Origin of the sequence: Streptomyces sp. NBC_01233 (genome assembly GCF_035989305.1) — a bacterium.
GTDB lineage: Bacteria > Actinomycetota > Actinomycetes > Streptomycetales > Streptomycetaceae > Streptomyces.
This window is the reverse complement of record NZ_CP108514.1, coordinates 4417672-4438034: the sequence shown is the minus strand read 5'-3', so window position 1 is coordinate 4438034 and position 20363 is coordinate 4417672. Positions and strand designations below refer to the sequence as shown.

Below are 20363 nucleotides of genomic sequence, written 5' to 3'. Positions count from 1 at the left end.
TCGATCGCACGGTCTACGGTGCCGCGATGTGGAGCCACATCCTTCGCGATCAGCTGGATGTCACCGAAAATGAGTTCTGGGGTTGCGTGATCGACGGCAGGCTCCCCGACCGGGGAGCACCGCCCGCGCCGAAGGAGTCACTGCCGGCGGATCTGGTCTATCTGCTGATCCGCCGGGTCGGTCTCTCGGAGGCGGCGGTCTCCGAGCTGACCAAGGAGGATGCCGTGGCCCGTCTTCAGCGGTACTGGATAGACGGCACGTGATGCGGCGAGCGGAGTCCGCACCTGCCCCGCACGGACCGCCGCGTCGTCTGTGGGGCTCGGGAGCGGGTCGGCCCCCCTGTGGCTCCCACGGGCTGGAGAGGCGCCGGGTACCTACGCCGGAGAGTCTGGGCGGGTGGCGTGCCACCCCAGAGACCAGCGTGCATCTAGGCGAAATGGGTGAAATGTCAGATACAAGTGCAACCAAAACTGCAACCAGGGAACGCAGAAGGCCCCGGCCGGTTTCCCGGTCGGGGCCTTCAAGTGCCCGGTGAGGCACTGGCGGAGGATACGAGATTGAACTCGTGAGGGGTTGCCCCCAACACGCTTTCCACATGTTCGTACGCCCGTCCGGCTGAGGTCGTACCCGTCCTGACCCGCTGTGGAGCGTCCGGGTCGCCCCCGTCCGAACAGCCCCGGACGGGGGCGAATGAGTGAGGTGACCCCCGGAGTGTGGACACAGGGGTTCATGCTGCGAGTTGGAGTTTACCTGTCCTGTGGTGCTGTTGTTCGAACTCCATTGGGGAGAGGTAGCCCAGCGCGCTATGACGGCGGCGGGCGTTGTAGTAGGTGAGCCACTGGAAGATCTCCAGCCTCGCCTGTTGCATCGTCAAGAACAGCTTCCCGTACATCGTTTCTCGCTTCAGTCCCTGCCAGAAACTCTCGGCCAGGGCGTTGTCATAGCTCGAGCCGACTCTGCCCATGCTCCTGCGGATGTCGTACCGGTCGCAGACCTGGGCGAACGCGGCCGACGTATATTGCGATCCGCGGTCCGCGTGGAAGATCACCCCGGTGACTTCGCCGCCGCGGGCCGTGACCGCGGCCTGGAGCGCGTCGATGACGAGGCCGGCCCGCATGTGTGGGGCCATCGAGTAGCCGAGCACCCGGCGCGAGCGGATGTCAATGACGCAGGCGAGGTAGAGCCACGTGGCGCCGACCTGCACGTATGTGATGTCACCGCACCACTTCTCGTCCAGCGCGCCAGCGGTGAAGTCCCGCTGGACCAGGTCCGACACCGGCGGGGCCAGACGGTCCGCGATGGTGGTGCGCTTCTTCTTGCGCAGGTGACGGCCGACGATGCCGTTCTTGCGCATCAGCCTGGCGACCCGCTTGCGGTTGACTGTATGGCCGAAGCCGCGCAGTTCGGCATGGACGCGAAGCGCGCCGTAGTTCCCGCGGTGTTCGGCATGGATCTCTCTGATCTCGGCGACCAGGGCGTCCTCCTCAGCCTGCCGTACGGTTCGAGCTTCCGCGTCGGCGGTCCACCGGTAGTAGCCGGAGCGGGAGACTTCCAGGACCCGGCATATCCGCTTGATGCCGAACCTCTCGGCGTGGGCGGAGATGAAGTCCCAAGCGGCGGTCTTCACTTCATCTCCCGGGCGAAATACGCCGCTGCCCGGCGCAGGATCTCCCGCTCGAGCTGCCATTCCTTCTCCGCCTTGGCCAGCCGGGCGTTCTCCGCCCGCAACCGGGCCAGCTCGGCCTCGGTGTCCTGCGACGTGCCGGCAGCGGCCGGAGACCTGTCGGCGTCACGCACCCAGGTCCGCAGTGTCTCGGGGTTGACATTCAGATCGACCGCGACGTCCTTGAACGTCCGCCTGCCAGCCGAGGCCCGCCACAACGCGATCGCGTCGGACCGGAACTCCGCACTGTACTTCGAGGGCCGTGCCATGTGGATCTACACCTTCCAGGATCACCAAGATCCATTGTCAGGTGTGTCCACACCACGGGAGTCGCCTCAGGTGATGCGTACGACAGCGCCGTCGGCCTGCGCCGCCTTGGCGATTCTGGCCAGTTCACGTGCGCCGATCCCACCGGACTTGAGCTTGGCCGGCGGAGCGGACGAGGAGGCGGACAGGACCGAGGCAGCCTGTGCCGCGAACGCCGCAGCCGCCGCCATCGACTCCCGATCCACCTCCACGGCGGTGACGGACACCGGCTCCGCGACGGGCGGGAAGGGCTCGAACGGGGCCGACCAGCCCGGCCCGCGCAGCGCGAGTGTCACCTCGGCGGGCATACGGGCCTGCCCGTACCCATGGCGGTTCCGGACCAGGAGCCCCCGGTCCAGGGCCCATCGCTCGCCCGGCGAGTCGGCCCCGGGGGCTCCGAACACGACGAACTCCGTGTGTCGCGGTGCGGACTTCGCCCGGCGCTCAAGCAGCCGGCGGGTGGCCGAAGGAGCCTTGGCGATCACTGCGGCGACGCGTTGCTGATCGCCATGGTGTTCCAGGACGGCGGTCGTGCGCTGTTGCCGCGTGCCGGGCGGCTTGATGCCCAGTGCCACGAGCATGCCGCGCAGCTCCTCGGAGGTCACACTCTCCAGCAGCTCGTCCAATGGAGCGTCAAGACCCAGTGGCGCGTCCCACGCCTGCCGCAGCGGTGCGGCCATGGCGAGCTTCCCATCGCCGTCCGGCCAGACCAGAGCGTGATCGGCCAGAGCCACCAGCACGCCGTCCAGCGCCCGAGCGACAGTGGGCGCCGTCGCTCCCAGCGCCCTCGCCAGGTCGCCGCGCGACAAGGGCGTTCCCAAGGCGGCCAGGGCCTCGGCCGCTTGGAGGTGCGGCAGGGCCAGCTGCGGCAGGACGAGCGCGACCGAGCCGGGCCGCAGAAGGCGTTCCGCCAACTCCTCCATGGAACGTGGCTCCGGTGGCGCCACGGCGTCCTTCCGTATCCCGAGTACGCGTGCCAGCCGCGGGGCGTCGAGTCCGGCCAGCCAGGCCGTCAGCGTGGATCGGGACGTCATGGGGAACACCTCGCGAGGCCGGGAACACGGCTCGGGCCGGAGCAGGCCCGGGCGGAGCCAAGGATGGCGCATTCGACGGGTTCTCCGTCGGCACTCGGTGGGGAGTTCACCCACGGAGACCGAGCTGCTGATGAGCCGGATCGCGCATGATCCCGGCACGGTGCGCGAAATGTCGCGAATGCCGGAGATGAACGAGACTGCAAATGAGACCAGGGCATGCCGAAGAACCCGGCCGCTGGAGCGGTCCGGGTTCTTCGTTTCGCCTGTTCAGGCGGCTGCGGAGGATACGAGATTCGAACTCGTGAGGGGTTGCCCCCAACACGCTTTCCAAATGTTCGTATGGCTGTCCGGAGGGGGTCAGGGGCGTCCTGACCTGCGGCGGAGCGTTCGGGGCGACCCCGTCCAGACGCCCCCGGACGGGGGTGAATGAGACCAGAACTGAGACCAGAGAACCGCCAGACGTTGCTGGTCAGCGCCCCGCGGGCGCCACGCGAAACCTTCGCCAGGACCGGCTGGCGGACCAGCTATGTCGTGCTCGGTGGGTCGGTGAAGGTCCGGAGGAGTTCGTTGAGGGCCAAGGCTCGCTCCTTGAGAGGAGCTGGCAGGTTGTCGAACGCTTGCTCGTCATCTGGATGGTTGCCATAGAGGGCGGCGAGTGCGGCTTCGAGCGCGTCCTCGCGCTCTGGACACGCCCACCCGGTGCCGTCGGCGATGGACGCGCCGACGTTGTGCCAGACACTGGGCCGGCCCTCCGTGGAGGTCTTGCCCGTCAGCCCGGCGAGGTGGGCCACAGCACTGGGCGTGATGAACGCCTGGACTGCGTTGTCGCTACTTACCTGCAGGTGGGACCGGATCTGTCCGGGGGCGACACGCTGTTCCTGCAGGTAGGCCGTAACCGTGCCGATGAGGAGGTTCAGGTGTTCCAGGGCGTCGGTCAGGTGGTACAGCGTCATGCGCTGCCACTCGTAGAACGGCAGGCTCGTGTAGCGGGCGCGATGGATCGCGTCGTTGAGGTAGCGGCAGATGACGTCTGCGTGGAAGCGGACGAGCCCTGACAGCTCGCTCGGTACGGGTCCGTCGCCGGCCGGCGCCCAGGGAGGCTGGCTGATCGCGCCTTCGCGGTGGGCGAGCCGCTCGTCGCGGAGGTCCTTTAGGGCGGCCTGGTAGGGCTGCCCCGTTGTCTCTTGGCGTGCACGTGTGGCGTTCTTCTCGGCTTGGCGGCGAGTCACGCGATTCCCGTCCGGCGGCGGCCCCGTGACCCGGCGCCCGCTGGGGTGTGGTCAGGCGAGTCGACTGAGTGATGCCGCGGGGCGTCTTCGGGTCGTGAGCGCTGGACGTGATCACGGGCCACGTCAGCTGGACCGAGGCCGTCACTAGGCGACCCGCCTTGATGAACGAGCCACCCCTTCGCCCGGTCACGCTGGCCAACCGATCCATGCGGAAGGCGCCAAGGTGGCGGAGCCGCTGGTGGCTACCTCTACTGCGATCCGAGCCGAGGCCGGAGACTGGTGCGGCGTCGAACGGGCTCGCCCAGCTGACTCCACAGCCGATCTCCTGAGCGGAGCAGGGTCCAGCCAAAAGTGCGATGCAACATCAGCTCCCCGACACCGAACCCACCCATCATTCGGACCAGGAACCCGGCCTGGTCCAGAAGGCGATGCTGTTCGCGGTGGGTAGCGCTGCTGAACCCTTCAGCGCGAGCGCCAGCTTCGATCGCCTCCAGTCGCTTCCTCGCCTTCCACCGCTCTGTCTGTGCCTCGGCGTCCAACTCGGCGTTAGTGAAAACTCGCCCTCTCGCACGCCAAAACGACGCCACCCGCTTGCTGTGGTACTCGATCGTGCCCTCCTCAGCAACGCGGTTCGTATGGCGAGCCATGACATCCTGAGCGCTCTGCAACTTCCCTAGGACTGGGGAGGGGCACAGAAATATCCCGAGGCGGCCATGGCCATCGAACTCGCAGTAGGTGTAGTCGGCAGCTTGACGGATCTGTGCGGCGTCGTCGCGGTACCCGTTGGAGCTGGCCGGGAGCTTGAACTCGACGCCGAACACCGGGTCGTCGTCGAACCAGGGCCCAGGGTCGCGGGGCCGGAGAACGGCGTCCAGACGCAGGGCCTTGCCGGTCGGGTGCCGTCCGGGGACTTCGCGCTGAATGTGGAAGTGCGGCATCAGCTGGCCGAGGACGGTATCGGCGAGCTGCTTCTCGTTGATGTACTGGCCGGGCTCAGGCAGAAGTAAGTCGGCGTAGTTCATGCCTTGTCGCGCCCGTCTGCGAGTTGTCGCTGGTTGGTGGGTGCCTTGGCAAGGGCGCGAGTGAGGGCGCTCTCAGCCTGCTGAGTCCGGTTCGCTCGGGAACGAAGTCTGTCGTACGACGGCTTCAACTGGCTCCTCTCGGCGGCGCGTAGGTGGTCTTACTGCTCGAAGGCTCGGATCCCCGAACTACCCGGGTTATGTCGCTTTAATCAGCTGTGCGCAGCATGTTGAGGTGATCGGCGAAGCTCTCGCGAAGGCTTTCCAGGACGGCTTTCCCCTTGCCGTGTGTCCTGAACATGAAAGGAAGTTGCATGTAGGAGCGATTTCCAGAAGTGATGCTGTGCGAGAGATGAAGGTTTCGTGGCCCTTCGGAGCCGCCCTGCGGGGGGAGGCTCCAAACCGCCTCATGCTGCGTTAGCTGAAGACTGTCGTGGTGAGCGATGAGGAAAAGGCGTCGTAGGAGGCGTCAGGTGGGGACCGGAAAGACGAACGCAAGTGAATCGCTGCTGACGTGTCGTAAGGAAACCAGACGACATCGAAACCGGGGTGTGTCAAGAACTCCGGGATGAGCCTGGCGGGTGCCCGTCTATTGGCCAGGTGGTGTCCGGCATGTAGGCGACGTGAGTCCGGTCTGCGGCTCTCGCATGGAACAGGAGAAGGCAGGTCCGATACGCCCTGACGCAAGGTCGGGGGAGAGGGAGTGCCCCAAGCGGAGGACACCGTAAGGGGTCGAGTACCGACGCGGAGCCTGCTGGCAGACCGGTCCGTAGTAGTGATGAAGCCCCTGTAGCGGGGGTGGAGCGAAGGGGCCGGGTCGTTTGTGACTGAGTTGATCACATCAACCGGGCGACAGCCCGGGAGGAGTGCGATGGGCCAGTTGAAGTCTCAGATCAAGCCGTTTGATATTTCGAAGTGGGAAGTCAAGGAGGCGTGGGAGGAAGTCAAGTCACATAGGGGCGCACCTGGCGTGGACGGACAGAGCATCGACGACTTCGAGAAGGACTTGAAGAGCAACCTCTATAAGGTCTGGAACCGGATGTCATCGGGCTCGTACTTTCCGCCGCCGATGCGTGCGGTGGAAATCCCCAAGCCGAATGGAGGCGGCACGAGAATGCTTGGCATTCCCGCTGTCGCCGACCGAGTGGCTCAGACCGTTGTGGCCCGGCATCTGGTGCGAAGGGTGGACCCTGTTTTCCACCCGGACAGCTACGGATACCGGCCAGGACGGTCCGCCTTGGACGCGGTGGAAAGGTGCCGGGAACGAAGTTGGAAGCGGGACTGGGTGGTGGAGTTCGACATCGCCAAGTTCTTCGACAGCGTGCCCTGGGACCTGCTGGTCAAGGCGGTGGAAGCGCACACCGACGCCGTCTGGGTGAACTTGTACGTGCGGCGGTGGCTCGCCGCCCCGCTCGCCATGCCCGATGGCTCCCTGCTGGAACGGGAACGCGGAACCCCACAAGGGGCCCCCGTCACGCTCCCAACGCAATGGGCAACTTCTGCTTCGAGGTGACGCTCGGCTACCGGCGCTTGGAACTCACTCCTCGAGCGGAGGGTAAGGGGTGTCACAATGGGTAGTAGGTTTGTGACATGGTGCGTGGTGATCGTGTCGATAGCGTCGAGTACGCCCGGCGGGTCAACGCCGCCGCGGATCTGGTCGGGGCGGGTGTGCCCGTGGCCGCAGCCGCCCGCACGTTGGCAAGTAGGTACGGGGTGTCGGTGCGTCAGGCACGCCGGTATCTGGAGCAGGCCATGGCCGCTGGACATCTCGAAGTCCCCGAGTCAAGCGTGGTGTTCACTGTCAAGCTGCCGGAATCGCTGGCAGGACAGATCCGCGCCCGTGCCCACGAGAGTGACCGGGCGATCTCCGCGGTGGTGGCCCAGGCCCTGGCCGAGTTCCTTGAGCGGGGTGCCCCGGAGGGGCGGCCAGGCAGGTGAGCGGCCGGCCGGTGGAGGTGGAGGCGGTCTTCGACCGTCATGCGGCGGCGGACTTGTCCGCGGCCTACGCGGCGTTGGTTCCGCAGCGGCGAGCCCGGATACGGGATCGCCTGGAGCAGGCAGGAGTGAGCGATGACCAGCGTGGCGATCTACGCCCGGGTGTCCTCGGCCCGGCAGAAGAAGGACCAGACGATCGGCTCGCAGACCGCGGCCCTGCGCGCGCACGCCGCCACCGCGCATCTTGAGCTGCCCGAGGAGTGGGTGTTCGAGGACGAGGGGCACTCCGGGGCGACCTTGGTGCGGCCCGCGCTGGAGCGGCTGCGCGACCTGGTCGCCCAGGTCGGCGTGGATGTGGTGCTGTGCTACGCGCCCGACCGCCTCGCCCGCAAGTTCGCTTACCAGGCCCTGCTGATCGAGGAGTTCGCCCGGGCCGGCACCCGGGTGGAGTTCGTGCGCGGCCCACGCGGCGACACTCCCGAGGACCAGCTGATGGTCCAGTTCCAGGGCATGTTCGCCGAGTACGAGAAGGCCCAGCTGATGGAACGCTACCGGCGCGGGAAGACCTACCGGGCGCGCTCGGGGGCAGTGAACGTGCTGGGCGGAGCCCCGTTCGGTTACCGCTACCTGCGCAAGACCCCCGAGTGCGGGGCCACCTACGAGATCGTCGAGTCCGAGGCGGCGCTGGTGGTCGAGCTGTTCCGCCGCTACACCGACGACGGGGCCTCCATCGCGGACCTGACCCGCTGGCTCACCGGCAGCGGCACTCCCACCCGCACCGGCAAGACCCGCTGGGACCGAAGCGTCATCTGGGGCATGCTCCGCAACCCCGCCTACGCAGGGCAGGCAGCCTTCGGCAAGACCCAGATCCTCCACGAGTCCCCGGGCCTCAACCGCCGGGCCCGCCTGGAGGGCCGCAGCACTCCGCGCGCCGTCAAGACCACCGACCGCCCCCGCGAGGAGTGGATCACCATCCCCGTTCCCGCGCTCGTCACCCCGGCCACCTTCGAACGCGCCGCCCAGCGGCTCGCCGACAACAAGCGCTTCGCTTCGCGCAACAGCAAGGTCCCCTCCCTGCTTCAGGGGTTGTCGGCCTGCGTGAGCTGCGGATACGGCTACTACCGCACCTCGACCACTACTTCCTCCGGCAAGAAGATCTACTACTACCGGTGCCTGGGCTCCGACGACTACCGCTACGCGGGCGGCCGGGTCTGCACCAACAAGCCCGTCCGCGCCGACTACCTCGACACCGTCGTCTGGGACCACATCATCGGCATGACCGCCGACCCGCACCTGATCCGTTCCGAGATCGACAAGCGGCTGGACCGCGCCCGCACCTCCGACCCCGCCACCCGTCAGCGCAGCCGTCTCGAACTGGCCCTGGCCAAGGCCACCGCAGCGATCACACGCATGATCGAAGCGTTCCAGGAACAGCTGGTCACCATCGACGAACTGCGGGCCCGGATGCCCGGCCTGCGGGCCCGGGAGAGCAACCTGCGCGGCCAACTCGACGCGCTGGACGCCCAGCTCGCCGACCGCGACGCCTACCTCAAGCTCGCTGACGACCTCGAAGGCTTCCTCGCCCAGCTCCGAGAGAACGCTGGGACAGCCGAGGTCCCCGAGCGCCAGCGCGTCCTGCGGCTCCTCGTCAAAGACGTCCTCGTCGGACCCGAGAAAATCACCATCCGGCACCGCATACCCGTGCGTGAGCGCACCGCCGACGACCAGCATCAAGATCAAGACGCTACGGAGGGTGACTCATGCCCGAGTTACCCATTGCGTTGGGGGCGTGGTGTCTCCCGTCCTGGCGAACCTGTTCCTGCACTACGCGTTCGACACCTGGATGGCCCGGGAGTTCCCGTCCGTCTGGTTCGAACGCTACGCGGATGACGCGGTGTTGCACTGCGTCACCGAGCGCCAGGCCCGCCACGTGTTGGCCGCGCTCAGGGACAGGTTGGTCGAAGTCGGGTTGCGGCTGCACCCGGACAAGACCCGGATCGTCTACTGCAAGGACTCGCACCGGCGCGGCTCCTACGAGCACACGTCGTTCACGTTCCTCGGGTACACGTTCCGTCCCAGAAAGAGCCGGAATCGGCACGGCAAGCAGTTCCTGTCGTTCGAGCCGGCCATCAGCAGGGAAGCCCTGACTCGGATCGGCCACGAGGTGCGTTCATGGCAACTGCACCTCCGCACCGGCACCTCCTTCGGAGACCTCGCCCGCACGATCAACCGTGTGGTCGGGGGGTGGATCAACTACTACGGACGTTTCCGGCCGTGGGAGCTGTTCCCCTTCGTGATGCGCATCAACGCCTACCTGGTGCGCTGGATCCGCAAGAAGTACAAACGGCTCGCAAGCCGTCGGAAGGCCCACGCGAAGCTCGTGGAGATCGCGCAGCGGTACCCACGGATGTTCGTGCACTGGCGCCTCACCACTGCTGCCTGCGAGATCTGATGATCAGAACGACAAGAGCCGTGTAACGGGAGACTGTTAAGCACGGTTCTGTGAGGGCCGAGGGGTGAGATCCCCCTCGGCTACTCGATAGCAGAAGCAAGCGAGGGGAATCCGATCACTCCGGTTTCTGTGTATGCACTCATTCCGTGTACGAGTAGGAAGGGACGTGCTCCGCCGTCGTGGTCTGCGCCGTCGGAGCCCTCGCGGACTAGCTCGGGAGCTGCGTGGAGCAGGATGGACGTCTCGACCTCGCCGGCGTGCATATCCGCGTGCCTGTCGGACTCGAGTCCGCCGTACTCGCGGGCGCGGTCCCAGTCGGGGCCGAGGGGGAACAGGGAGACCGCCGGGCCGTCGACGTTGGCTTCCTGGACCACGTTCGACAGGACGTAGTTCCCGCCGTGACCGTTGACGATCACCAACTTGTGGATGCCCGAGCGGGCGAGGGACGCGCGGATGTCGTCGATCACGGCGTAGAGGGTCTTCGCGCTGATGCTGACCGTGCCAGGGAAAGCGGCGTGCTCGTGGCTGCACGACATCGTGATCGGCGGCAGCAGGTGAACGAGGTAGGCATCGGCTATGTCCCGGCTGATGATGCACGCGATGGCCGTGTCGGTGATCAGTGGGAGATGGTGGCCGTGCTGCTCGAAGGAGCCGACGGGTGGGACCGCGATGCGGGGTTGCTGTTCCTGGACGTCGGTGCTCGTGGCGGTCGGCAGCAGGCTCACGACACTCCCTCTCCTCGGGTTACAGGGGCGACGCTCCTCATGATCCGTGACTGGGCACTTGAATTGACTGCTGTTTACCGCGCTGAAGGGGCCCGGCGGGGGCGAGCCAGGAACGTGTCAGCCGGTCAGCCGCGTGCCCGTATAGCCCGTGATCACCCGGATGCAGCCAGCGACTCCCGGACTGCTTCGGTCAGCAAAGCCGCGCGCGCATCGTCCGAGCCGCTGACGATGTGGTTCATGACGTAGCCGAAGGCGATGCCATGTGTGGGGTCGGCGAAGCCGAGCGAGCCGCCGCGGCCGGTGTGGCCGAAGGCGTTCGGGCCGGTCATGAGGTTACCCTCCGTGGGCAGCATGAATCCGGTGCTGAATCGGCTCGGGATCACCATGACCTGGTCCTGGCCGTTGGCCTGCTCCTGGATCGCCGAGGACAGGGTCTCCTCGGCGAGCAGGCGTACGCCGTCTACCTCGCCGATCAGCGCGGCGTACATGCGCGCGAGTGCCCGTGCGGTGCCGATGCCGTTGGAGGATGGGAGTTCTGCGGCCTGTACCTCGGGGGAGTCGAAGTCGATCGCGGCCGGGTCGGTGACGGCGAACGCCCGGTTGCTGAAGGAGTTCGGGTCCCGCCAGGCGGCGACCTGTTCGCGGAGCTCCTCGGGGACCGACTCGGCCGGCACCGCCGTAAGGTCTACCGCCGGTCGCCGGTACACCATGCGGCTGACCCGGTCGCGCTTGCTCGCCGGCAGGCCGATGAAGAAGTCCAGTCCGAGCGGGCGCGCGATCTCGTCGGCGAAGAAGCGGCCTGGTGAGCGGCCGGAGGCCCGGCGGATCACTTCGCCGACCAGCCAGCCCCAGGTTCGGCCGTGGTACCCGTGTGCGGTGCCTGGAGTCCACTGGGGACGCTGCGCCGCCAGCGCTACTGCCATGGGCTCCCAGGACAGTGCCTCTGCCAGCGGCAGCGGTTGGTCCAGGGCGACCAGGCCGGCCTGGTGGGACAGGAGCCAGCGGACGGGGATGTCCGCCTTGCCGTTCGCCGCGAACTCCGGCCAGTACTTCGCCACCGGCGCGTCAAGGTCCAGCAGTCCGCGCTCGACCAGCATGTGCGCCGCGGTCGCCGTGGCTCCCTTGGTCGCCGAGTAGACCAGTTGCAGGGTGTCCCGTGTCCACGGACGGCCGGTCTCGGGGTCTGCGACGCCACCCCACAGGTCGACCACCGGCCGACCGTGCCAGTAGACGCACACGGCCGCGCCGATGTCCCCGTGCTGGGTGAAGTTCTCCATGAACGCCTCGCGGACCGGCTCGAACCCGGGCGCTACCTCACCGTCGATCGTCGTCATGCCGCTCATCCTGGCATCTTGGCTGTCCGCTCTGGCAGGGCAAGTGAGCTGTTCTCAAAGGCGTTCGGCATCGATGCGTACGACGAGGGTGACGCGTTCGCCGCTCGTGATCGGCCGTACGCCGTGGATGTGGTCGCGGGTGGCCGGGAAGGCGACCAGGGTGCCGCAGGGCGGCTTGATCTCCTGGGCGGGGTTCTCGAAGAACAGCTCGCCGCCGCCGTAGGAGTCAGGGGTGTTGAGCCAGATCACGAGGGTGAGGTCGCCGCCGACGACGGGTTGTCCGTTGGTACGGGCCCGCTCGCGTTCGATGTCGGTGACCTCGTCGTGGTGGGCGACGAAGCCGACGCCGGGGCCGTAGCGGTAGACGACCGCCGGCTGGGTGGGTATCCGTTGCGGGGCGATCTCGAAGTGGCCACGCAATTGGGCGGCGCAGTGCGAGATGACCGCCTCTTCGAGGTGCGTCGGGATCTCGACGTACTCGCTCTTGCGCAGCGATTCGTCGATGACGCCCTGGTAGGTACGCGGGCGGGCGGTGTGGTTCTTCACGTGGTCCATCAGCGCTCCGCAGAGGCTGAGGGGGATCGCGCTCTCTACGACGAGCGGTAAGCGGCTCTTCCAGGTCATGAGGTGTGCTCCTTCCACCAACGGGTTCCTTCGGGCGAGTCCTCGAGGATCACGCCCTGCTGGGTGAGCTGGTCTCGGATCGCGTCGGCCTCGGCGAACTTCTTCGCCGCACGGAGCCGGTCGCGCTCCTTCACGAGTTCGTCGACGGCGGCGTCGCTCTGGGCGGGGCCGCTGATGTCGAAGGTGCCGAAGAGGTTGTTCACGTCCTCGATCAGCCGCATAGCGGCCGGGCCGGCCGGCTCCTCCATGCGGTTCTGCTCGCGGATGTACTGGAACAGGACGGCGAGGGCGCCGGGGGTGTCGAAGTCGTCGTCCAGGCGCTCACGCATCTCCTTCCAGGCATCGGCGGCGCGTGCGGCGTTCGCCTGGCTGTCCGTGTGCGCGGGGTCGATGGTCCGGGCGAAGTTCTCGATCCGGCGGCGTGCCCCTCGGGCCTGCTCCAGCGTGGAGTCGCTCAGCTCCATGGAGGAGCGGTAGTGCTGGGAGAGGAAAGCGTGCCGCAGCGTACGGAAGTCCGTCCGGGCGAGGGCGTCGCGGATGGTGAGGAAGTTCCCGGTGCTCTTCGACATTTTCTCGCCGTCGACGCGCAGCAGACCGGTGTGCATCCAGTAGCGGGCCAGCGGCTCGATCCCGGAGGCGGCTTCCATCTGGGCCACCTCAGCCTCGTGGTGCGGGAAGATGAGGTCCACGGCCCCACCGTGCAGGTCGTACGAGGGTCCGAAGAACGTCTCCGTGATCGCGGTGTCCTCGATGTGCCACCCCGGCCGGCCCGGTCCCAGCTCGGTCTCCCAGAACGGCTCGCCGTCCTTGCGGCCCTTCCACAGCGCGAAGTCGCCCGGGTTGCGCTTCTTCGAGTTGTCGTCGATCCGCGACACCGAGTCCTCGGGTCGCAGGTCGGTGCGGCCGGAGAGCTTGCCGTACGCGGGGAACGAGGCCAGGTCGAAGTACCAGCCGTCGTCGAGCTGGTAGGCGTGGCCTCGCTCGATCAGCCGCTTGATCTGGTCCACGATCCCGTCAATGTGGTCGTGGGCTCGCGCGTGGACGTCGACGCGAGTGTTCCCCAGCGCGGCCATGTCCTCCAGGTACTGCTTCTCGAAGAGCGCCGCGATCTCCTCCGGCGGGACGCCCTCCTCGGCCGACCGCCGGATGATCTTGTCATCGACGTCGGTGATGTTCTGGAGGTACGTGACCCTGTACCCGCTCACTTCCAGGTACCGGGCGATGAAGTCGAACTGCGTGTACGTCTTCGCGTGCCCGACGTGGCTCGGGCCGTAGACGGTGGGTCCGCACACGAACATCCGCACCTCGGCCTCCCGCTCGGGGCGGAACTCCTCCGACTGGTTGGTGAGCGTGTTGTGGACCTTGATCGACATCATGCCTCCTGTGTAAGCGGATCACGCAGCGTACTGACGCCCGGACATAAGCGTCTAACTGGAACCGCCGCGCCCGCCGAAGGGTACGAATCCCGGGGATGGCAGGGTGGCGAAAGCCGCTGCCTCGTCCCCGAGAAGGTGGTGGTTGGCCTGCTGGTAAGCCTTCCGCACGGTCGCGATCGCGCCGGTGCTTAGGTCCATCCCGGCGGACTGGCAGAACTCCCCCAGGGCTTCGCATCGCCGCTCCAGGTCGACCATCGACAGCGGGTCGCACTGCTGGGCCTCGATCAGCAGGTTCTCCTGCTCGCCGCTGATCAGGCCGAGGGCGCCGAGGGAGTACAGCTTCCACTTCATGTTCGGCAGCAGCCGGCCCGAGCGGGCGTACATCCAGTCGACGACCTCGTCCAGCGCGCCCGACAGGACGAAGTGGCCCGTGGGCACGCCGACCCGCCGAGCCATGCGCAGCGGGATCTCACGCACGTCCCAGGTGATCCGGTTGTACAGCCGGTGGGTCTCGCCCTCCAGCCGTTCAAGCTGCTCCCGCGTCTTGTGGGAGATCAGCGTCTCGAAGGCGTTCTCGCGGTCGAACAGCGGCTCGCCCTTGTTCCCGTAGGCGTCGCACTTGTCGCTGTTCCACGTCGTGCGCGGGTCGGCCTCGTACTGGAAGAGGAGCTGATGGACGTTGACCTCCATGCGCCCCCAGGGGACCGGCAGGTGGAAGCTGAACTCCGGGACCCAGGCAGGGAGCCGGTCGCGGACCAGGGCGTACGTGTCCGCCGGCCGCGGCCTCCACTCGTCCTCCTTGATCGGGACGTCGAGGACGACGGCCAGGTCGAAGTCGGAGTCCGTGCTGAACCGGGTGACGTTGCGCGGCGCGACGGCCGAGGAGGAAAGGACGTAGAGCGCCTGGACCTCGGGCATCGCTTTGAGCGTGTTGAGCAGACCCCCGGCTGCGGCACGGGCCTGCATTTTCAGGTTTTCCACGAGAACTCCTGGTCAGATGATCGGGCGATCCATCACGGAGCGGAGCGCGGGGACGAGCTCCAGCGCGACACCGCCGTGGGTGCGCTGGATGTGTGCGAGGGAAGGGCTGCTGTTGCCCTCGATGACCACGGGTCCGCTGGGCGTGAGTGCGATGTCCCAGCCGATGAAGGGCACCTGCGGGAACAGGCGGGCACAACGCTCGGCCAGCTCTCGGACCTCCGTCATGCGGGAGATCCGGTGGTCGGCGAACGGCACCGAACTGACCCCGTGGCGGGTGTGGGCGTTCAGGTACCGGTCATAGCCGTGGCGGTCGAGTCGCCCGTCTGGGTGGACTCGGATCTGCATGCCGCCGGCGGCCGAGTTGTCTGTCGTGCTGTCGGTGCCGCCGAGCTTCAACATCACGTACCGGACCTCGGCGGCGCCGTCACGAAGCAGGGTGATCACGCGGAACGTGTTGAGGGCGTACGGGTTCAACACGTCCAGGTCGGGATGCTGTGGCACGTGCTGCTCCACCAGCCACGTACCCCACCGCTCCGCGTAGGCCGACAGGTCGAAGCCGTCCTCGCCAGGGCACACGATCACGACGCCGGATCCACCACTGGAGTAGCGGGAGGGCTTGACCACCACGCGCCCGAAGCCGGAAGCGCGATCGAGGACGTCCGGCAGCGACACCGCCTCACCGTCGGACGTCACACCGCCGCGGTGGTCGCCGCTCGCGATCAGTGTGGGCTGCGGGATGCCAGCCGCGGAGAGGATCTTCTTGCAGGACGCCTTGTCGTCCAGGTCGATCGTGTCCCGGTTCACGCGGGGAAGGAGCCGGTGGAACAGGGCCGTCTCCGGCAGGTACGAGCAGGCTCGTTCGGCGGACACCTCGCGCCGGTATCCGCCGTAGCGGAAGTAGTGGAAGGGCAGGCACTGCCACCGCTTGGTGACCTTCACCAGGTCCCCCGCGATCCGGGCCATGCTCTTCCGGTCTTCATCGCGCAGCATTGCGGGAAGGTGCTCGCTCCGCAGCTGCCGCACCTGGTAGGGGAGGAACCGCACTCCGGATACGCGGGGAAGAACCCGAGTGCGGAACCACTCCTCGGTCACGGCCTGGCGGTGGTTGAACCCGCGGTTCGCGGTACGTCTCATGGTGCTCCTCCCATTTCTCAGTGGTCCGGGGTTCCGGCGATGGCCAACGTGACGACGAGCGCGGTAACAGCGATTACGTACGCCAGGACAGCGAGGCGCTGCCTCATCAGGCGGGCCCGATGTTGTCGGCGGCGGTCGACCAGCCGATGCCGTTCGCGGGCTGGATGTAGGCGATGCGGATGAGCCGGCCGCCGTGCCTCTCGTGGACGACTTCGGTCAGCTCCCCTTCGCCCCGGCTCGCGATGTCGCGGACCCGGCGGTGAAGGAGGGGGTGGTCCTCCCGGCCTTCGGAGTCGACCGGATTCACCGATCGGACTCCTCGCGGTCGCTCGCTCCGCGACGGAAAAATCTCGCCCAGCCGGATTCGGCGCGGGCACGGAGGACCGGGCTCGGACCGGTCGGCCGCTCGGGAACGGTGTGCTGGCGTCCGCTGGCGCCGGGCGGGCGTACGGGCAGAGGCTGGCTCATCACGATCTCCTCGGAGGTGGTGCAGCCCGTCACCCACGTGAGGGGCGCCGATGACGGGCTGCGGTCCTGGGAGCCGTCCGGAGCGGGGCGGGGGAGCCGGTTGCCCGGGTGCTGAGCTCCGAACGGCGTGGGGCCCAGTGAACGGCCGTGGACCACGGGCCCGGAACGTTTCCCGGGGGTTTCTCCAGCGAGAGAAACCCCCGTTTCTCACACGGGGAGTAACCTCCTGACTACCGACCTGAGGGGAGAGGTGGGATGTCTGACCCGATGGCTCTGCACCCGCTGACCTACGTGCGAGAAGGCAAGGGCTGGGGCAAGGCCGAGTTAGCCCGGCTCATGTGCGAACGAGGGAGCGCGCTGGGCGTGCCGCTGGCCACCAACCGGACGACGGTCTGGAAGTGGGAGCAAGGGCAGGAACCTGACTTGGACGCGCAACTGGTGCTCGCCGACCTCCTGGGCATCCCTGAGGAGCACGTGCGCACGACGGCGTGGCCCCGATGGCTGCCAGCCTGGGAGTCGACAGCACTGGCGGCCCCGTGGACTCCGGCGGGTACCGTGAAGGTGTTCGCTGATCTAGTCAGGAGCGGCCACATGGATCGTCGGGGGTTCTTGTCCATCACTGGTGCCGCGCTGACGGGGGTCGCGGCCAACTGGGCGGCCGCTCCAGAGGCGTTCGCCTCGGCATTCGATGGCGACCGCGTCACCGACGCGATGGTGACCACCATCGAGGCACGGGTGGACACCCTCCGCGTACTCGACGACCAGATGGGCGGCGCCCGCCTCCTGGACCAGGCCACCGGCGACCTCTCACTGATCGCAGGCCTCCTCGACCACGGGCGCTACACCGACGCCGTCGAACACCGCCTGTACGCCACGGCTGCCCGGGTGTCGTACCTCGCTGGCTGGATGGCCTACGACAAGGGCCTTCGCTCCCTCGGCCAGCGCTACTACGTTGGCGCACTCCGCAGCGCACACAGTGCGAAGGACGACGGCTTCGGCGCCTTCATCCTGGCCGAGATGGGCATCCACATCTCCGACTCAGGTGACACAGCCGCGCGCGTGAAGCTCATCGACACCGCCATCGGCAACGCCCCGACGGCCCTCCCGTCGGCGGCGGCCTCCTACCTCTACCTCCATCAAGCCGAAGCCCTGTCCCGAGACACCCAGCACGAGGCGGCCGGCAAGTCGCTCAACCGGGCCTACGACCTGTGGGGCGGCCACCGCGAAGGCGACCGCCCTGACTGGCTGGGCTGGTACGGGGAAGCTCAGCTCAAGTCCACCGAGGGCAAGATCATGCTCCGCTCCGGCTTCCCCGAGCGCGCCACCAGCGCCCTCGCGATCGCGGTGGACCAAGCGGTCCCTCGCGACCGTGCCGTACGCTCCGGCCGCCTGGCGACGGCTCGCCTGGCTGCCCGGGACCTGGACGGGGCCTTGGACGCCGCCAATCTCGGCCTGGAGCTGCTGGAGAACCGCGTCCGCTCCGACCGGGCGTACGTCCGGCTGGCGAAGTTCAGCAACTACCTGGAGCCGCACGGCGCGGTGCCGTCCGTCCGTGAGTTCAGGGACAGGCTGCGGGCTCTTCCTGCTGTCGCCTGACAGCGCTCGGTGGCGCCCCCGGCGTCGGCGCAACCCTCCAGCGTCACGACGAGGCCGCAAGCCCGCCCAACCGAGGTCAGCGCCGTCGGGTTGAGTCGCTTGCTGCCTTAACTGCCGGCGGTGCGGCGGGTGCCGCAGGCGGTGTGCGCCTGTCGCCGCGGGCAGGTGGCTTGTGCCGAGCCTCGGGTGCGGCGGGCAGGTGGGCGCTGCGGCGTAGGCGCCAGACGAGGACATCGCTGATCGAGGTGGCGGTGTCGAGCTCGCGCCGTTGGGTGGCTTCGGCGAGCAGGGCGGCCGGGTCGTGTCCGGCCTTCTGTGCGTCGGTGAGGGTGGCGGCCAGGGCGGGCCAGCTGGGCTCGGTCAGGATCCGTTCGGCCAGCTCTGGCAGCGCCTGGCGGACGAATGCAGCCTGTCGTTGCTGAACATGCAGGGCCATGCGCTGGCCTCGCTGCCGGAGGGCGCCCATGGGCTGGGTGGCGGCTGCCTCGTAGGCGGCGCGTAGGTGTTCGGCGGCTTGCCGTGCGGCTGCTGCTTGTTGGACGTGGTGCTTCTTGGCGTGCCAGTTCGCCGCGGTGATGGCGAGGAAGAACGCCATGTCGATGAGCATGGCGGTGGTGGCGCTGTCCTCGCCTCGGCCGAGGGCGGGTCCGCTGTGGACGAGGTCGCGGGCGGCCTGCCGAAGAGCATGATCGTGTCCTCGGACTGCCTTCACATGGGAGCGCCTGGCGCGTTCGAACGAGAAGGCCGCGTCGCGGAGTTCCTTGCGGGTGTGGGCGGCGGAGGTCTTGGCCAGCGCGTCGAGGACTTCTGTGGCGGCGGCGATCTGGGCTGCTGCCGTGCCGTCGTCGCCTTGGTCGATGATCAGCAGTGCCTGCCAGGTGGCGGCGGCCCTCCGCCGCGCGAACGCGGGGCCGGTCACCGGCGGCAGGACGGGCTGCCCGGGCCCGCTGTCGCCTTCCGAGGCTTCTGCGAGCGTGGTGAAGCGTTCGCGGATGCGGGGCAGGGAGAGGTCTGGGGCGAGCTTCGATCCGGAGTAGAAGACGGGTTCGCCGTGCCTGTTGCGGTCGTCGGGGAGGGCGACGGTGTAGCCGAGGAGGTCCCCGGACGGCGCCTTCCGCTGCCCTACGAGGAGGCCGGAGGTGGCGAGTCGGCCGAAGAACTCCTCCTCGCTCTGGGCGCCGGCAACCGCGTGGCGGACGGTTTCGCGCAGTTCCTCCCTCGGGGTGCGTTGCCTGTTGTGGCGGTTGGCTTTGTGGCGTTCGGCGCTGGTGGGGCGTTGGGCGGCGGTGCCGTCGCCGGTGTTGAGGCGGCGCAGGCCGTAGTCGGCTTCGACGTGGCGGGCTTCGGCCTGGGCGCGTTTGGCTTCGTTGTGGCGGCGGGGGCGGCGGCCGTCTTCGCGGACGGTGGTGGCCATGATGTGGATGTGGTCGTCGGCGTGGCGGACGGCTGCCCAGCGGCAGCCCGCGCCGTCGCCGGGGTCGATGCCGGTGGCGGCGACCATGCGGCGGGCGATGTCGCCCCACTGCTCATCCGACAGGGTCGGGTCCTCGGGTGCGGCGCGTACGGACAGGTGCCACACGTGCTCGGTGGGGCGCCTCGACTTGGGCAGGGCTTCGACGGGCTGGTCGAGGAGCTGTTGCAGGTCTTCGTAGGTGGCGGCCGGGTCGCGGCCGGGGTCGGGGGCCAGGGCGTCCCAGGCGGCGACGAGGTGGGGGTCGGTGTGTTCCTTGTGGGTGCCCGGGCCGTAGAGGTAGCGGATCAGCCCGATGGTGCGGGTGCCCATCTTGTGAATGGAGGGGATCATCCGGTGGGGGTCTCGCTTTCCAGGTAGCGCCGGGTGAAGGCGTCCACGCGTTCGGCGGTCCGCTGGACGGCGTCGAGGACCGCCTTGGCGTGCGGGGCGTCGGAGCCGGAGTTCAGGACGGTGGCGACCTGGTTGAGGTTGTTGCCGATCGGGCCGAGGGCCCGGCGCAGGGCGAACAGCTCGCTGACGATCTCCCGGCGGGTGGCGATCTCGGCTTCGGTGCGGTCGAGGTCGCGTGCGGCCTTCAGGGCGGCCTTGGCGAGGAAGCTGGCGACGCTCATGTGGCAGACGGAAGCCGCGCGGACGAGGAGCTGGTACTCGTCGTCGTTCATGCGGCAGCTGGGCTGGTGCATGCGCTTGCTCTCGGCGCGCAGGCGCTCACGCTGGCGGACGTGCGGCTTCGTCGGCGCGGCATGCGTGCAGCGGGCGGTATGGCAGGAGTGCTGCTCCTCCCTGCCCGGATGTGGTCTGCCCTCGGCCGCACCCCGAAGGACCGGCGCCTCCTGGTGCCGGTCCTCCCCCGCCACCCCTGGGGCGGGGGAGCCCAGAGCATTGCTCCCGACGGGAGCAATGCTCTGGGTACAACTTGCTGCGCTCTTGAGGCCGGCGGTCATGTGCTGCTGGGAGGTGGGGAGTTCGTGGTTCGGGTCGTGCATGGATCGGTTCTCCGTGGGGTGCTGGTG

19 protein-coding genes are annotated in these 20363 nt (G+C 68.0%); 6 read left to right on the top strand and 13 right to left on the bottom strand.

The genetic code is table 11. The annotated features are described in order from the left end of the window. Positions 1–26 precede the first annotated feature (26 nt). Entirely contained in the window at positions 27–263 is a 237-nt protein-coding gene (locus tag OG332_RS20865; RefSeq protein ID WP_327414893.1) for a hypothetical protein, read from the top strand. 464 nt (positions 264–727) lie between these two features. Here the strand turns inward: OG332_RS20865 and OG332_RS20860 are convergent. From OG332_RS20860 to OG332_RS20845, 4 genes are all read right to left on the bottom strand, one after another. After that, positions 728–1932 (bottom strand): IS3 family transposase gene (locus tag OG332_RS20860; protein WP_327414892.1). Its coding sequence is split into 2 segments (ribosomal slippage): positions 728–1692 and positions 1692–1932, totalling 1206 coding nucleotides; the frame shifts between segments, so codons are not numbered across the junction. Between the two features lie 66 nt (positions 1933–1998). Further along, positions 1999–3003 carry a hypothetical protein gene (locus tag OG332_RS20855; RefSeq protein WP_327414891.1) on the bottom strand — a complete coding sequence of 335 codons (1005 nt, stop codon included), beginning with the start codon at positions 3001–3003 and terminating at the stop codon, positions 1999–2001. Positions 3004–3527: 524 nt separating this feature from the next. Further along, positions 3528–4232, bottom strand: a complete 705-nt coding sequence (locus OG332_RS20850; RefSeq protein WP_327414890.1) for a hypothetical protein — start codon at positions 4230–4232, stop codon at positions 3528–3530. A 248-nt stretch (positions 4233–4480) separates the two neighbouring features. Then, complete coding sequence (locus OG332_RS20845; protein ID WP_327414889.1) at positions 4481–5254, bottom strand: hypothetical protein; 774 nt, start codon at positions 5252–5254, stop codon at positions 4481–4483. Between the two features lie 868 nt (positions 5255–6122). On the opposite strand from OG332_RS20845, the gene OG332_RS20840 reads away from it, so the two are divergent. The 4 genes from OG332_RS20840 to OG332_RS20825 all read left to right on the top strand — a co-directional run bounded on the left by OG332_RS20840 (position 6123) and on the right by OG332_RS20825 (position 9638). Next, complete coding sequence (locus tag OG332_RS20840; RefSeq protein ID WP_327414888.1) at positions 6123–6764, top strand: reverse transcriptase domain-containing protein; 642 nt, start codon at positions 6123–6125, stop codon at positions 6762–6764. 77 nt (positions 6765–6841) lie between these two features. Next, positions 6842–7189, top strand: coding sequence for a hypothetical protein (locus OG332_RS20835; RefSeq protein WP_327411920.1), 348 nt, complete (start codon positions 6842–6844; stop codon positions 7187–7189). 132 nt (positions 7190–7321) lie between these two features. Then, a complete protein-coding gene (locus OG332_RS20830; RefSeq protein WP_327411919.1) occupies positions 7322–9076 on the top strand; it encodes a recombinase family protein in 1755 nt (584 codons plus the stop codon). Continuing rightward, positions 8976–9638 (top strand): group II intron maturase-specific domain-containing protein, encoded by a 663-nt coding sequence (locus OG332_RS20825; RefSeq protein ID WP_327411918.1) that lies wholly within the window; start codon positions 8976–8978, stop codon positions 9636–9638. Before OG332_RS20830 ends, OG332_RS20825 begins: the two co-directional genes overlap by 101 nt. A gap of 80 nt (positions 9639–9718) precedes the next feature. Here OG332_RS20825 and OG332_RS20820 read toward each other — a convergent pair whose 3' ends face one another. The 7 genes from OG332_RS20820 to OG332_RS20790 form a co-directional block, all read right to left on the bottom strand. Continuing rightward, positions 9719–10363 carry a creatininase family protein gene (locus OG332_RS20820; protein WP_327414887.1) on the bottom strand — a complete coding sequence of 215 codons (645 nt, stop codon included), beginning with the start codon at positions 10361–10363 and terminating at the stop codon, positions 9719–9721. A 152-nt stretch (positions 10364–10515) separates the two neighbouring features. After that, positions 10516–11697: a serine hydrolase domain-containing protein gene (locus tag OG332_RS20815; protein WP_327414886.1), complete on the bottom strand. Its 1182-nt coding sequence runs from the start codon at positions 11695–11697 to the stop codon at positions 10516–10518. A gap of 54 nt (positions 11698–11751) precedes the next feature. Next, positions 11752–12321: a 2OG-Fe(II) oxygenase gene (locus OG332_RS20810; RefSeq protein ID WP_327414885.1), complete on the bottom strand. Its 570-nt coding sequence runs from the start codon at positions 12319–12321 to the stop codon at positions 11752–11754. Continuing rightward, positions 12318–13697, bottom strand: a complete 1380-nt coding sequence (cysS, locus tag OG332_RS20805) for a cysteine--tRNA ligase (protein ID WP_327414884.1) — start codon at positions 13695–13697, stop codon at positions 12318–12320. Before cysS ends, OG332_RS20810 begins: the two co-directional genes overlap by 4 nt. 51 nt (positions 13698–13748) lie before the next feature. Then, on the bottom strand, positions 13749–14678 hold the full coding sequence (locus OG332_RS20800; protein ID WP_327414883.1) for a hypothetical protein: 930 nt from the start codon (positions 14676–14678) through the stop codon (positions 13749–13751). Positions 14679–14690: 12 nt separating this feature from the next. Continuing rightward, positions 14691–15812 (bottom strand): sugar-transfer associated ATP-grasp domain-containing protein, encoded by a 1122-nt coding sequence (locus OG332_RS20795; RefSeq protein WP_327414882.1) that lies wholly within the window; start codon positions 15810–15812, stop codon positions 14691–14693. Between the two features lie 106 nt (positions 15813–15918). Next, on the bottom strand, positions 15919–16119 hold the full coding sequence (locus OG332_RS20790) for a hypothetical protein (protein WP_327414881.1): 201 nt from the start codon (positions 16117–16119) through the stop codon (positions 15919–15921). 416 nt (positions 16120–16535) lie between these two features. On the opposite strand from OG332_RS20790, the gene OG332_RS20785 reads away from it, so the two are divergent. After that, positions 16536–17876: a transcriptional regulator gene (locus OG332_RS20785; RefSeq protein ID WP_327414880.1), complete on the top strand. Its 1341-nt coding sequence runs from the start codon at positions 16536–16538 to the stop codon at positions 17874–17876. Positions 17877–17952: 76 nt separating this feature from the next. On the opposite strand, the gene OG332_RS20780 is transcribed toward OG332_RS20785, so the two are convergent. Together OG332_RS20780 and OG332_RS20775 are read right to left on the bottom strand one after the other, a co-directional pair. After that, the gene (locus OG332_RS20780) at positions 17953–19680 is read right to left on the bottom strand and encodes a relaxase/mobilization nuclease domain-containing protein (RefSeq protein ID WP_327414879.1); all 1728 of its coding nucleotides are present in this window, start codon (positions 19678–19680) and stop codon (positions 17953–17955) included. Beyond that, positions 19677–20336, bottom strand: coding sequence for a plasmid mobilization protein (locus OG332_RS20775; protein WP_327414878.1), 660 nt, complete (start codon positions 20334–20336; stop codon positions 19677–19679). The genes OG332_RS20780 and OG332_RS20775 overlap by 4 nt, the downstream gene beginning before the upstream one ends. Between the last annotated feature and the right edge of the window lie 27 nt (positions 20337–20363).

Coding starts and splice junctions, on each gene's coding strand:
- OG332_RS20830 (WP_327411919.1), top strand. CDS start 7,322: ATGACCAGCGTGGCGATCTACGCCCGGGTGTCCTCGGCCCGGCAGAAG.
- OG332_RS20775 (WP_327414878.1), bottom strand. CDS start 20,336: ATGCACGACCCGAACCACGAACTCCCCACCTCCCAGCAGCACATGACC.
- OG332_RS20815 (WP_327414886.1), bottom strand. CDS start 11,697: ATGACGACGATCGACGGTGAGGTAGCGCCCGGGTTCGAGCCGGTCCGC.
- OG332_RS20835 (WP_327411920.1), top strand. CDS start 6,842: ATGGTGCGTGGTGATCGTGTCGATAGCGTCGAGTACGCCCGGCGGGTC.
- OG332_RS20780 (WP_327414879.1), bottom strand. CDS start 19,680: ATGATCCCCTCCATTCACAAGATGGGCACCCGCACCATCGGGCTGATC.
- OG332_RS20845 (WP_327414889.1), bottom strand. CDS start 5,254: ATGAACTACGCCGACTTACTTCTGCCTGAGCCCGGCCAGTACATCAAC.
- OG332_RS20795 (WP_327414882.1), bottom strand. CDS start 15,812: ATGAGACGTACCGCGAACCGCGGGTTCAACCACCGCCAGGCCGTGACC.
- OG332_RS20810 (WP_327414885.1), bottom strand. CDS start 12,321: ATGACCTGGAAGAGCCGCTTACCGCTCGTCGTAGAGAGCGCGATCCCC.
- OG332_RS20785 (WP_327414880.1), top strand. CDS start 16,536: ATGTCTGACCCGATGGCTCTGCACCCGCTGACCTACGTGCGAGAAGGC.
- OG332_RS20855 (WP_327414891.1), bottom strand. CDS start 3,003: ATGACGTCCCGATCCACGCTGACGGCCTGGCTGGCCGGACTCGACGCC.
- OG332_RS20865 (WP_327414893.1), top strand. CDS start 27: ATGTGGAGCCACATCCTTCGCGATCAGCTGGATGTCACCGAAAATGAG.
- cysS (WP_327414884.1), bottom strand. CDS start 13,697: ATGATGTCGATCAAGGTCCACAACACGCTCACCAACCAGTCGGAGGAG.
- OG332_RS20840 (WP_327414888.1), top strand. CDS start 6,123: ATGGGCCAGTTGAAGTCTCAGATCAAGCCGTTTGATATTTCGAAGTGG.